Source organism: Roseicyclus marinus, from assembly GCF_030163795.1.
Taxonomy (GTDB): domain Bacteria; phylum Pseudomonadota; class Alphaproteobacteria; order Rhodobacterales; family Rhodobacteraceae; genus Roseicyclus; species Roseicyclus marinus.
Window position 1 is genome coordinate 489,550 of sequence record NZ_JASJOF010000001.1, and the last position, 12,109, is coordinate 501,658.

Annotated in this window: 16 protein-coding genes; 7 read left to right on the forward strand and 9 right to left on the reverse strand. The window is 66.6% G+C overall.

Translation table 11 applies throughout. The features are described 5' to 3' along the window. The first annotated feature begins 3 nt into the window (after positions 1-3). Genes secF through QQK63_RS02560 form a run of 3 tightly spaced genes read left to right on the forward strand, consistent with a single transcriptional unit; the run spans position 4 to position 2,087 of the window. Entirely contained in the window at positions 4-972 is a 969-nt protein-coding gene (secF, locus tag QQK63_RS02550; RefSeq protein WP_277826687.1) for a protein translocase subunit SecF, read from the forward strand. Continuing rightward, positions 965-1,717, forward strand: a complete 753-nt coding sequence (locus QQK63_RS02555; protein WP_277826689.1) for a sulfite exporter TauE/SafE family protein — start codon at positions 965-967, stop codon at positions 1,715-1,717. The genes secF and QQK63_RS02555 overlap by 8 nt, the downstream gene beginning before the upstream one ends. A gap of 16 nt (positions 1,718-1,733) precedes the next feature. Beyond that, entirely contained in the window at positions 1,734-2,087 is a 354-nt protein-coding gene (locus QQK63_RS02560) for an Mth938-like domain-containing protein (RefSeq protein WP_277826691.1), read from the forward strand. Between the two features lie 88 nt (positions 2,088-2,175). On the opposite strand, the gene QQK63_RS02565 is transcribed toward QQK63_RS02560, so the two are convergent. Both QQK63_RS02565 and QQK63_RS02570 read right to left on the reverse strand, forming a co-directional pair. Beyond that, the gene (locus tag QQK63_RS02565) at positions 2,176-2,880 is read right to left on the reverse strand and encodes a DUF1194 domain-containing protein (RefSeq protein ID WP_277826693.1); all 705 of its coding nucleotides are present in this window, start codon (positions 2,878-2,880) and stop codon (positions 2,176-2,178) included. Next, positions 2,877-3,305, reverse strand: coding sequence for a VOC family protein (locus tag QQK63_RS02570; protein WP_277826696.1), 429 nt, complete (start codon positions 3,303-3,305; stop codon positions 2,877-2,879). The genes QQK63_RS02565 and QQK63_RS02570 overlap by 4 nt, the downstream gene beginning before the upstream one ends. Before the next feature lie 193 nt (positions 3,306-3,498). Between QQK63_RS02570 and thyX the strand changes: the two genes are divergently transcribed. Further along, positions 3,499-4,404: an FAD-dependent thymidylate synthase gene (thyX, locus tag QQK63_RS02575; protein WP_277826698.1), complete on the forward strand. Its 906-nt coding sequence runs from the start codon at positions 3,499-3,501 to the stop codon at positions 4,402-4,404. Between the two features lie 215 nt (positions 4,405-4,619). On the opposite strand, the gene QQK63_RS02580 is transcribed toward thyX, so the two are convergent. Next, complete coding sequence (locus tag QQK63_RS02580) at positions 4,620-4,829, reverse strand: cold-shock protein (RefSeq protein ID WP_277826700.1); 210 nt, start codon at positions 4,827-4,829, stop codon at positions 4,620-4,622. Between the two features lie 217 nt (positions 4,830-5,046). Between QQK63_RS02580 and QQK63_RS02585 the strand changes: the two genes are divergently transcribed. Next, positions 5,047-5,367 (forward strand): arsenate reductase family protein, encoded by a 321-nt coding sequence (locus QQK63_RS02585; RefSeq protein WP_277826702.1) that lies wholly within the window; start codon positions 5,047-5,049, stop codon positions 5,365-5,367. On the opposite strand, the gene QQK63_RS02590 is transcribed toward QQK63_RS02585, so the two are convergent. The 6 genes from QQK63_RS02590 to QQK63_RS02615 all read right to left on the reverse strand — a co-directional run bounded on the left by QQK63_RS02590 (position 5,322) and on the right by QQK63_RS02615 (position 9,999). Further along, a complete protein-coding gene (locus QQK63_RS02590) occupies positions 5,322-5,897 on the reverse strand; it encodes a DoxX family membrane protein (protein WP_277826704.1) in 576 nt (191 codons plus the stop codon). The genes QQK63_RS02585 and QQK63_RS02590 overlap by 46 nt on opposite strands. Positions 5,898-5,920: 23 nt before the next feature. Continuing rightward, positions 5,921-6,655: an HvfC/BufC N-terminal domain-containing protein gene (locus QQK63_RS02595; protein ID WP_277826706.1), complete on the reverse strand. Its 735-nt coding sequence runs from the start codon at positions 6,653-6,655 to the stop codon at positions 5,921-5,923. Next, positions 6,652-7,512, reverse strand: coding sequence for an MNIO family bufferin maturase (gene bufB / locus QQK63_RS02600; RefSeq protein ID WP_277826708.1), 861 nt, complete (start codon positions 7,510-7,512; stop codon positions 6,652-6,654). The genes QQK63_RS02595 and bufB overlap by 4 nt, the downstream gene beginning before the upstream one ends. 65 nt (positions 7,513-7,577) lie before the next feature. Beyond that, complete coding sequence (locus QQK63_RS02605) at positions 7,578-7,868, reverse strand: BufA1 family periplasmic bufferin-type metallophore (RefSeq protein ID WP_277826710.1); 291 nt, start codon at positions 7,866-7,868, stop codon at positions 7,578-7,580. A gap of 297 nt (positions 7,869-8,165) precedes the next feature. Then, on the reverse strand, positions 8,166-9,296 hold the full coding sequence (locus QQK63_RS02610; RefSeq protein WP_277826712.1) for an MFS transporter: 1,131 nt from the start codon (positions 9,294-9,296) through the stop codon (positions 8,166-8,168). A 37-nt stretch (positions 9,297-9,333) separates the two neighbouring features. Next, a complete protein-coding gene (locus tag QQK63_RS02615; protein WP_348540423.1) occupies positions 9,334-9,999 on the reverse strand; it encodes an SH3 domain-containing protein in 666 nt (221 codons plus the stop codon). A gap of 216 nt (positions 10,000-10,215) precedes the next feature. On the opposite strand from QQK63_RS02615, the gene QQK63_RS02620 reads away from it, so the two are divergent. Next, entirely contained in the window at positions 10,216-11,202 is a 987-nt protein-coding gene (locus tag QQK63_RS02620; RefSeq protein WP_277826714.1) for a 2-hydroxyacid dehydrogenase, read from the forward strand. Further along, positions 11,202-12,089, forward strand: a complete 888-nt coding sequence (locus tag QQK63_RS02625; RefSeq protein ID WP_277826716.1) for a hypothetical protein — start codon at positions 11,202-11,204, stop codon at positions 12,087-12,089. The genes QQK63_RS02620 and QQK63_RS02625 overlap by 1 nt, the downstream gene beginning before the upstream one ends. Positions 12,090-12,109: the final 20 nt, after the last annotated feature.

A 12,109-nucleotide genomic window follows, 5' to 3' on the forward strand; every position in this document is an offset into this window, starting at 1 on the left:
CCCATGCGCCTGCGCCTCATCCCCGACGAGACCAACATCGATTTCTTCAAACATGCGCGGCTGACCTTTGGCGCCTCGGTCGTGGCGATGGTCTTGTCGCTCGGCATCTGGTTCGCGATGGGGCTGAATTTCGGCATCGATTTCCTTGGCGGCACGACGATCCGCACGGAAAGCACGGAACCCGTGGACGTGGGTGCCTATCGCGCCGCGTTGGAGGCGCTGGATCTGGGCGATGTGTCGATTACCGAGGTGTTCGACCCGACCTTCGGACCGGACGAGAATGTTGCCATGATCCGCATTCAGGCGCAGGATGGCGAGGAAAGCGTGACGCCCGAGACGATCACCGCCGTGCAAGACGCCCTGCGGACCGTCTATCCGGCCATGCAGTTCCCGAGCGTGGAATCGGTTGGCCCCAAGGTGTCGGGCGAATTGATCCAGACCGCGATACTTGCCGTTCTGGCGTCGCTTGCCGCGATCTTGGTCTATATCTGGCTGCGGTTCGAATGGCAGTTTTCGGTCGGTGCGGTGGCGGCGCTGGTGCATGATATCGTGCTGACCATCGGCTTGTTCAGTCTGCTCCAGATCCGGTTCGACCTGGCGACCATCGCGGCGCTTTTGACCATCGTGGGCTATTCGATCAACGACACGGTCGTGATCTTCGACCGGCTGCGCGAGAACCTGATCAAGTACAAGACACGTGGTTTGCAGGACGTCATGAACCTGTCCGCGAACGAGACGCTTTCGCGCACCTTGATGACGAGCGGCACGACGCTTTTGGCGCTTTTGGCGCTGATGGTGCTGGGCGGCGACGTGATCCGCGGCTTTGTCTTCGCGATCTTTTGGGGCGTGATCGTGGGGACCTATTCCTCCATCTTCGTGGCCAAGAACATCGTTCTGATGATCGGGGTGAAGCGGGATTGGTCCAAGCCGGATCAGAAATCGGGTACGCAGTTTTCCAACATCGATGCCTGACGGGCTTGCAGCGGCGCTGTCGCTCCCGGGTCTTTGGGGATTGCTCGGCGCGGTGATGGTGGCGGGCCTTGTGTTCGGCTTTGCAGGCTTTGGCGCGGCGCTGATCTTTTTGCCGGTCGCGGTCGCGTTGGTGCCGCCGGAACTGGCGGTGGCGGCCTTCTCGGTCTCGGCCCTGTCATCGCTTGTCACCGTCGTGCCGCGCGCCTTTGGACAGACGGACAAGCGCGCGTTGGGGCAATTGCTGCTGGCGACCATGCTGAGCTTTCCGCTGGGGGTCTGGGTGTTGCGCACGGGCGACGAGGGGACGATCCGCTGGGCGGTCTCGATCGTCGTCTTGGTGACGCTGGCGGCGCTGGTGGCGGGATGGCGGATGCGGACGGCGCCGGGCGCGGCGACGCGGCTGGGTGTAGGGGCGGCCACCGGGATCGTCGGGGGGGCCACCGGGTTGACGGGGCCTGTGGTCATCTTGTTCAACCTCGGCGCTGGGGCGCCCGCCGCGGTGACGCGGGCCAACACGCTGGTCTTTCTGACCTTGTCCGCGCTTTTGCTGCTGCCGCATCTGTGGCTGCAGGGCCTGTTGCGCCCGGAGGCGCTGTGGCTGGGCCTTTTGCTGGTGCTGCCCTATGCTTTGGGGAACCGGATCGGGCAGGCGCTGTTCGATCCCGCAGCCGAAGCGATCTACCGGCGCGTGGCCTATGCGATCATCGCGGCCTCGGCGCTGGTCGGATTGCCGGTCTGGACGTGAAGGAAAGGATGCCGCGATGCGCATGAACGAGGTGACATTCGACGACAGCCGCCCGGTGGATGGCTACGGGCCGGGTTTCTTCCGCGTGGGCGGAGAAATCGTGCAAGGCGCGGTCATCATCCTGCCCTCGGGCGTGACGGGCTGGGAGGGCTATGGCGATGTCTCCCGGCTGGTGGCGGCGGCGGGCGAGATCGACGTGATCTTCATCGGCACGGGGGCCGAGATCGCACAGATCCCGCGGGAGTTGCGGGCGGCACTGGAAGGTGCGGGGCTGGGCGTCGAGATCGCGGCGAGCCCTGCGGCCTGCCGGACGTATAACGTGCTTTTGTCCGAGGGCCGGCGCGTAGGGCTGGCGGCGCTGCCGGTATGAGCCTCGGGCCGCGCGCCCGTGATGGGCGGCGGGCCTGAGTTTTTTGGCCAAGATGAAGGGCAGGGCGTGCGTTAACCTTGATGCGGGGTTAACGGGGCAGTTGGCCTGTCGGCAGGGCGAGGCCGCCAAGGATCATCACCCGCAATTCGCGTTCGAGCTTGCGCCGGATCGCGGCGGCGAAATCGTCATGCGTCATGGCGTATTCGACGAAGGCGCCGGGGCCGCGGATGACCTCTTCGAGGTAGTAATCCTCGATCCCGCGCGAGGCGCCGCCGATGGCCAGCGCGTTGACGGTGATGCCGTCGAAGGGGAAATGTTCAAAGGCCGCAGCCGGATCGAAGCCGTCATTGTTCATCCCGTCGCCCGAGATGTCGAGCGTTTGGAACAGGCAGGGCGGCGCAGTGGCGAAATGGCCCGCCGCATATCCCAGCGCATAGCCGAGCGCGGTGGGGAAATCCTGATGGCGGCGCTGCTGGCGTGCGATGCGTTCGGCGATACGCGTCAGGTCCTCTTCTGAGGTGACGAGCGTCCAGTCGACCACGAGATCTTGCTGGAAACGGCCCGACCATTCGAAGATCGAGAGCGCCACCGGGCCCGGACCGTTCAGAAACGCCTCGACGATTTCGGGCGCGATGAGGGCCGAGGCGAGGCCCGACGTCTGTTGAACGTATTCTGCGGGATCCACCGAGGCCGAGACATCGACGCCCAAAAGCAGCGCAAGGCGGCACTGATCCTGCGCCGCAGCGGGGCCCGCCGCCGCCAGCGCAAGCGCCAATGCCGCCGCGCGTTTCACCAGTGACCCGTGTTGGGCATCGAAGCCCAAGGCTCTGCGGGGGCCAGCGCCTCGCCTTCCTGCAACAGCTCGATCGAGACATTGTCGGGCGAGCGGACGAAGGCCATGTAGCCGTCGCGTGGCGGGCGGTTGATCGTCACGCCATTGTCCATCAGGTGCTGGCACACGGCGTAGATATCGCCCACCCGGTAGGCGAGATGGCCGAAATGGCGGCTGTCGGATGGCAGGCCGTCATCGCCATCCCAGTTGTAGGTCAGTTCGACCGGGCATTCCGGCTGGCCCGGGGGGGCCATGAAAACCAGCGTGAAACGGCCCTTTTCACTGTCGGTGCGGCGCGTCTCCTCCAGCCCCAGCAGGCGGTAGAAGGCCATCGAAGCCTCCAGATCCTTCACCCGGACCATCGTGTGCAGGTATTTGAGTGTCATCGCCATCATTCCTTGTTCCACGTTCGAAGCGCAGTCTAGCGCGGCCCTGCGCGGGGCACAGCCCCGGGGTGCGGTAAATTTCCTGTGGGTAAATGCGCCGCCTGCATCCCCCTTTATCTTGCGGCAAGGCGGGTGCGTGATGCAAGATATGGGGGTTCGCCCCCAAAGACCCCAGACAGGAAGGAGAGGCGCGATGCCGATCACACCCGAAGCCCAGGCCGAGATCGACGCCGCCCGCGCCAGCGCGCGCCCCACGTTGCGCGCCGTCAGCGAAGGGATGGAGGCGCAGCTTTATACCGCCCACCCGGTGCTGGATCACGGCTTTGTCCGCGTCATCGACTATATGGGCGATGACAGCGCCATCGTGCAGGCCGCCCGCGTCAGCTACGGCGCGGGCACCAAGCATGTTTCGAATGACGAGGGGTTGATCCGCTACCTGATGCGGCATTGGCATTCGACGCCGTTCGAGATGTGCGAGGTCAAGTTCCACGTCAAATTGCCGGTCTTCGTGGCGCGGCAATGGATCCGGCACCGGACGGCCAATGTGAACGAATATTCGGCGCGATATTCGATCCTCGACCGAGAATTCTACATCCCCGAGCCGGGCCAGTTGGCCGCGCAATCGACGGTGAACAACCAGGGCCGGGGGGCGGTTCTGGAAGGGGCGGAGGCCGCGCGCGTGCTGGAGATGCTGAAATCCGACGCGATGCGCGCCTATGACCATTACGAGGAGATGCTGAGCCAGGACGGCCAGCAGGGGCTGGCCCGCGAATTGGCGCGGATGAACCTGCCCGCCAATGTCTACACGCAATGGTATTGGAAGACGGATCTGCACAACCTGTTCCATTTCCTGCGGCTGAGGGCCGATGCCCATGCGCAGTATGAAATCCGGGTCTATGCGGAATTGATGTGCAAGCTCGTGGCCGATTGGGTGCCGCTCGCCTATACGGCCTTTGCAGATTACCGGATGGGCGGCGTGTCGGTCAGCGCCAAGGGGGTCGAGGTGATCCGGCGGCGTCTTGCGGGTGAGGCCGTGACGCAGGAGACGAGCGGCATGAGCAAGGGGGAATGGCGGGAGTTTGTCGAGGTGTTTGGGTGAGCGGTTTTTGGCGGGCGCGTGGTGGGTTTCACCCACCCTACGCTTGTCGTTTTGTAGGGTGGGTGAAACCCACCACACGCCCGCAGCGGGATGTCGCACGTGGTTTGGGGGGAGACCCATGGTGGGCAGATTGCCCACCCTACGGCGTCGCATCGGGATGAGGAAAGGTGCGCCGGGGGGCGCACCCTCTGTCTGTCTTGGGGAAATACCCGGCCTCAGCCGATCTTTTGCAACTCCACCGCCGATTCGCGGCCGTCGCGGCCGGCGCGCAGCTCGTAGCTGAGCTTGGTGTTGTCGGGCAGGTCGGTCATGCCGGCGCGCTCAACGGCGGAGATGTGGACGAACACGTCCTTGCCGCCATCATCGGGGGCGATGAAGCCGAACCCCTTGGTGGTGTTGAACCATTTCACGGTGCCAGTGGGCATCGGTCTGTCTTTCCTTCTCAAGTCCACAGGAGCCCGGGGGCTACATCCGCCCGGGCGCGGAGACAGGATACGCGTCTTGCACCTCCCCCCCACATGGGAAAGCATGGCGCGGGATATGTAAAAAACAAGCGGCGCTGGCGGGGCCGGGGGGAAGGCCCGGCCGGTTTTCGCGCAGGGCGTGTAGGCTTGGGTTGCGGGTGCTGAAAAAGAGGGCGGAATGAAGATCTACGGGTTGAAAACCTGCGACACCTGTCGCGCGGCGGTGAAGGCCTTGGCAGGGCAGGGGGCGGTTTTGGTGGATATCCGGGCCGAGCCGCTGGATGCCGCGACGCGGGCGCGGTTCCTTGCGGAATTCGGGGAGGCGCTGGTCAACCGCCGCTCGACCACGTGGAAGGGTTTGTCCGAGGCCGAGCGCGCGGGTGCGCCCGAGGATCTTTTGGCCGCCCATCCCGCGCTGATGAAGCGGCCGGTGATCGAGGCGGGGGGCAAGCTTTACCTTGGCTGGGATACGGGTGTCAGGGCGGCGCTGGGCGTCTGACGGCGCGACAGCCAAGCGTCGAGCGACAGCGGCCCCGCGCCCTTGAGCACGAGGACGATCAAGGGAAAGACCCAGAAGGCGCGGATATCGATCAGCCCGTCGGAATGGCGGTCGAACCATTGGCCGAGCGCCACGCCATGGCCCATCACGTCGACCCATGTCTGCACCATGATGAACCCGGTCATCCCCAGCGCGGCCAGCCGGGTGAACAGCCCCACGAGCAGCAGGATCGGCAACAGAAACTCGGCCCAGGTGCCCGCCAGAACCACGGCGCGCGCCAGCGGACCCAGCGCCGAGGGGTCATAGCCCACCGCCTCGACCGCGCGGGGCAGGATCTGGAAATAGGCCCCGAGGTCGAGCCGGAAGAGACCTGTCAGCCCCTCGCCCACCTTGGTCAGGCCCGAGTTCCAGTAATAGAGGAACAGCGCGGCGACGAAGAGGAACCGCGCAAGCGTGGGTAACAGTGCCGGGGCGACATGCGTTTCGAGGGCACCGAAGATGCGGGAATGGAGCGCGATCAGGCTGTGCATGGGAGGGGGTCCTTTCAAGGGCGTCAGGCACCCGGCGTCAGCGCGCCCGAGGTGAACATCAACGTGACCAGCGCCGCGATATCGGCACTCGGGTGAACGGCCAGTGTGCGGGTCATCGCCTCGGCCAGCGTCAGCCGCCCCTTGAGCGCGCGGGCCAGCGTGATCCCGCCCGGGGGCAAAAGATGCGGAACGGGATCGAACTGCCGGCGGGCGATCAGCACATCCTGCTGCCCGGCGGGTGGCCGCGGCGCATCGGGGTCTGTGTTGAACCGCCAGATCCCGTGGACCGGATGGCGCGAGGACAGGACCAGCGTGGCGGGCGCAAGCCGGGGCCTTTGCGCCAGAACCTCGGCCGGGTCCATCCCGCCCGTGTCGAAGGGCGCGGCATCGGCCGCATGGTAGGATTGGCGCAAGCCCAGATCGAGGCGCGCGACATCGGGCAGGTAGGCCAGATGCGCCACGGGGCCGAAGCGCGCCAGAAAGCCGGGAAAGGAGGTGCCGTAAAGCGCGAGGCGGGGGTCGGCGGGGGGATTGGCGCGCAGGTAGACGCCGGCCATCGCCTTGAAGAACGCATCCCCCACCAATTTGCGCACCGTGGGAAAGCCGGTTTCCAGCGCCTCCGTAAGCGACACGGTGACATTGTTGCGATAGACATCGAAGCGTTTGCCCGCAGGCCCGCCGAAGGGGTTCATCAGCCCCTCGGGCGTGGGGCGGGCGGGATCGAGAAGAGCTGTGGCAAAGCCTGTCTGACCGGTCATCTTGCAGCCTCCACCGGGGTCAGGATCGCGGCGGCGCGGGCAGCCTCGGCCAACAGTTCGGGCAGGGGCGGAACGTCGTTGTCCCATTCGATCAAGGTCGGTCGCGGGCCAGTGCGCGCGATGGTGTGGGCGTAGAGCGTCCAGACCGGATCGATCACGGCGCGGCCGTGGCTGTCGATCAGGAGCGGGCGTCCGTGATCATCGGTATCTTCGTCATGACCACCGAGGTGGATTTCGCCCACGGCATCAAGCGGGAAGGCATCGACATAGGCGCGTGCATCCCACCCCTGGTTGGTGGCGGAGACGAAGACGTTGTTGACGTCAAGGAGGAGCCCGCAGCCGGTGCGCCGGGCGATTTCGGACAGGAAGCTTACCTCGTCCATCTCGCTCTCGGCAAAGGCGAGGTAGGTGGACGGGTTTTCAAGCAGCATCCGGCGGCCCAGCACCTCCTGCACGCGGTCGATATGATCGCAAACACGGGCAAGCGTCGCGTCCGTATAGGGCAGCGGCAGCAGATCGTTCAAAAAGCCTGTTTCATGCGTCGACCAGGCAAGATGTTCGGAGAAACTGGCGGGTTCCAACCAGTCGCACAGGTGGCGTAGGCGCGAGAGGTGGTCGGCGTCGAGGGGCGCTTCGCCGCCGATCGACAGGCCCACGCCATGGACCGAAATCGGAAACCGCTCTGCCAGTGCGCGCAACTGCGCCAAGGGGCGGCCGCCCGCGCCCATGTAATTCTCGGCATGGATTTCGAGCCATGCGACGGGGCCGGGATCGGCCATCAACCCGGTGAAATGCTGTGCCTTGTAACCGATACCGGCGGCAGCGGGCAGGGCGCGGGGCGCGGATGAGTCAAGCATGGTGGGCCTTGCGTCGGATGGAAAGGATCCCGCGGTTCGGCCCGCGGGATCCAGGGATTGCCAAGTTATGCCGGCAGGTCGCGGTCAAGCGGCTCGAGCGAGCCCATGCGGCCGCCGTCCTTTTCCATGGTCACGCAGGTGCCGGCGGCCACGAAGGTCCAGGCATTGCCCTGGTAATCGACGGTCGAGGTGCCGGCGCAGGTCGTGCCGGGGCCAGCGGCGCAATCGTTCTCACCCGCAAGCGAGATGCCGTAGCATTTTTCCTGCTCCTGAGCCTGGACTTCGGTCACGCCGGCGGCGGTGACGGCGGCGGTGACAGCACCCAAGAGGGCGAAGGATTTGGTGGCGATGGTCATGGTCGAAAGAGCTCCCGATGTTCGGTTTACTTGTGATTGCGTTACGACCGCCGGTTGTCTGGCGGGCAAGTTGACCTTGCGTCGAACTTTCGATCACGTGCCAATCACGGGCGTGTTTCCCACGCAGCCGTGAGAAGGCGCGAGACCTGCGTGAGCAGAGCGCCGTTTAAAAAATCAATGAAAACAATGCCCCAAGAGCCGGTTGAACCCGGTTGAGCGCAGTCTTTTCACGTCATGCACGGAACAAAGCGTGGGATTGTTTCAAGCGATGGCCCCGGCTGGCACATCGCGGGGCGTTCAGGTGATGCGCCGTGCGAGCGCCGGAAAGGCGAGCATCAGGAGACCAAGGCAGACAAAGGCCATGGCAAGGCTGCTGACCTCGGCCATGAATCCCACCATCGCGGGTCCAAGCAAGATGCCCGCGTAACCCGTGGTGGTGACGGCGGCGACGGCAAGGCCCGGGGCCATGCCCGGTTGCCGCGCGGCAAGGCTGAAGAGCACGGGCACCAAGTTGGCGCAGCCCAGCCCGATCAGGACAAAGCCCAGCATCGCCACCCCGATCAGGCCCGGCATGAGCGTCAGGGCGATGCCCGCGATGGCCGTCAGCCCGCCGAGGAACAGAACCAGACGCTGGCCAAGCCGCGCCACGATCCGGTCGCCGGTCAACCGCGCGACCGTCATGGCGACCGAGAACAGCATGTACCCCAGCCCCGCGCCCGCAGGCTCCATCAGGTCGCGGGCCACGATCAGGAGCGCGCCCCAATCCAGCACCGCCCCCTCGACAAGGAAGGTGATCGCCGCCAGCGCAGCCAAGACAAGGACCGGGCCGCGCGGCAGCGCGAGTTTCGGTGGTTCGCCCGCGGCGCGGCGCATGAACCGCGGCGTGGCCACGGCCATCATCGCCAGCGCCAACAGGCTGGCCGAGATCGCCGCGACAAGCGGTGTCACCCCGATCCAGAGCATCGCCGTGACGCCCCCCGCACCAAGGATGCCGCCCACGCTCCACATCGCGTGAAAGCCCGACATCAGCGGACGTCCGGCGCGGCTTTCGACCTCGGCGGCATGGACGTTCATCGCCACATCGATCGTGCCGAGCGCCGCGCCGAAAACGGCCAGCGCAAGGGCGAGCAGCGTGACAGTGGGGGCGAGGACCAAGAGCGGCAGCAGGGCCACCAGCCCGTAGCCGCCCAACAGGATCATGGGCCGCGCGCCCGTCCGCGCGCTCAGATACCCCGTCAGGGGCATCGCCACGATGGAGCCCAGCCCGAGGCACAGGAGCAGGAGGCCGAAAACCCCCTCGGTCGCGCCGACCTGCGCTTTGGCAAAGGGGATGAGCGGGGCCCAGGCGGCCATGACGAAGCCCGCCGCCAGAAAGGCCAGCCGCGTGGCCAGTGCCGCGCGGGGCAGGGGGGTGGTGTAGGCGGTCATGGGGATGGCTTTCGTGCTGGCTTGCGGAACCCGCGCCTCAGTCGAAGCTTTCGCCGGGATCGACGCCCCAAAGGCCGTTGACCTCGACCCAGCCGCGAAAGCCCGCGACTTCCATCTCGCACCAATCGCCGTGGCATTCGCGCAAGCTGCCGATCACGCCGCGCTCGGCCTCGGCCCGGATCATCGAACCGGTGTCGGGCCGCTGGTAGAGCGGCAGCCGCGCGGCCTCGACGATGGCGGTACGCTCGCCCGAGAGCAGCGTGTAATGGACCCAGCCACCGACCCCGTCCCGGTCGACCACGCGGCGCCAATGGCCATGTTCGGCCACGACCATCACGGGCATGTCGCGCCGTTGGAACACCCAGTCGATGCGGTGGCTGCGCGACGGGCCACGCCGGGCATTCGCCTCGGCCGCCTTGATCGAGACATAGCGCGGGATCGGAAAGCCCGTGACAGCACCTACCGTCGGATCGCGGGGCAGGGCAGTGTCAGCGGTGTCGGCCGCGGCGAGCGTCAGCGCGGTTTCAAGGGCGGGCGCGGTGCCGGTTTCGGGGGCAGGTACCGCGCTTTGCGGCATGGCCGTCGCTGTGGCCGTCAGGCTGATGGGGCGCGGAACCGGGGCGGTGCGGGGAACCTCGGCCAGCGCGGCTCCGCCGATCCCGAGGATCACGGCCATCGCTGCGGCCCGAAGGCCACGCCTCATCACGGTCTTGCGCATCCCGCCTGTCCTGCCCTTGCCTTGCCCGGGCTGCCGCCCGGTCTGTCTGCCCGTTCGCCGCCCCTTGTCGTTCGGGGCGTGCTTTTTCCGGTGCGTTGGATCGCCAGATCCGGGGCTGCGGCGGCCCTGCCGCTTGCGCCTCCGGTTCGGACCTGAGAGTGTCACGTCAGACGCGCGAATGCCAGAAAAGGGAAGGGTCCGATGCCAGCTCAGCGCTTGAGTGTTGTCGTGACGCGACGGTTGCCCGAGATCGTCGAGACGCGGATGACCGAATTGTTCGATGTCCGCCTGCGCGAGGATGACGCGCCGATGTCACGCGCCGATCTTGTCGCGGCGATGACCCAGGCCGATGTGGTGGTGCCCTGCATCGCCGACCGGATCGACGGGGCGATGCTGGCGCAGGCGGGCGATCGGTTGAAACTAATCGCGAATTATGGCGCGGGCGTTGACCATATCGACGTCGCGACCGCGCGCCAGCGCGGCATCCTTGTCTCGAATACGCCGGGCGTGATGACAGACGACACTGCCGACATGGCGATGGCGCTGATCCTTGCCGTGCTGCGCCGCCTGCCCGAGGGGATGGCTGTGATGCAATCGGGCAATTGGGACGGTTGGGCCCCCACCGCCTTCATGGGTGGGCGCGTCACGGGCAAGCGGTTGGGTATCCTGGGCATGGGGCGGATCGGTCAGGCGGTGGCGCGGCGCGCCCATGCCTTCGGGATGCAGGTGCATTACCACAACCGCCGCCGCGTCCATCCCGACACCGAGGCCGCGTTGGAGGCGACCTATTGGGAAAGCCTCGACCAGATGATTTCCCGGATGGACGTGATCAGCGTGAACTGCCCGCACACGCCCTCCACCTTTCACCTGATGAACGCCCGCAGGCTCAAGCTGATGAAGCCGCAGGCGGTGATCGTGAACACCTCCCGCGGCGAGGTGATCGACGAGAATGCGCTGACGCGGATGCTGCGCGCGGGCGAGATCGCGGGGGCGGGGCTCGACGTGTTCGAAAAGGGCCGCGAGGTGAACCCCCGCCTGCGCGAATTGCCCAACGTGGTCTTGCTGCCGCATATGGGTTCGGCCACGCGGGAGGGGCGGATCGAGATGGGCGAAAAGGTCATCATCAACATCAAGACCTTCGCCGATGGGCACCGGCCGCCGGATCTGGTCGTGCCGAGCATGTTGTGATGCGTCGGGGCGCGCTGATCGGTCTACTGGGACTTCTGTCTCTTGCCGTCGGCCTCTGGGAACTGTCGGGGCGGGGGCCGATCAACCCGGCACTGGCCCCCGCAAGCGCCGCCGCCGAGGACATCGCCGCAACCACGGCGGGGGTCTATGTCTCGCTCAGGATCATCAACGCGGCGCTTTCGACCGCGCAGGAGATCGAGGTCGGTGCCTCGGTCGGCGCGCAGGCAACCGTGCAACCCCTGAAGGTGCTGGAGCCGGTCGACGATACGGTGGAACGGGTCGCGGGCGTGGTTTTTGCCGTCGCGGTGGGCGCGGCCCTTGCCACGGTCGGTTTTGCGCCCGTCGCGGCGCTGGGCCTCTGCCTCTTCGGGGTCGGGGCGCTGTTCCGCGCGGTGGATGACCTGCTGCCCGTCATCGACGGCCTGCGTGTGTCCTCGGCCTATGCCATGCGGCTGGGCGCGGTGCTGGCCATTGTCGTGCCCCTTGGCTTTGCCGGTGGCGTGGCCATGGGCGAGCGGATCACGGCGCCGCAATGGGAGGCGGCGATTGCCGCGCTGGATGCCGTGACGACGGAGGCGCGGGTGCTGACCGGCGCTGGCGAGGAGATGCCCGCCGGGGGGACGTCTGTGCCCATAACGGCGGCGGATGCCGGGCTTTTCGCGCGGTTGGGCGCGCAGTTGCAGGCGGCCGGTGATGGCATGGGCGAGGCGGTGGCGGCCGTCGGCCGCTACCGCGAGGCAGCCGTGGTGCTGATGTCGCAGGCCGACGAGCTGTTCCGAGCCTCGCTGACCATCATCGGGATCTTTGCGCTGCGCACCTTGGTGTTGCCCGCGCTGCTGTTGTGGGGCGCGCTGGCGCTGATGCGCCGAAGCGCGGGCGCGGGCTAGACACTGCCCCCGCCCGGAAC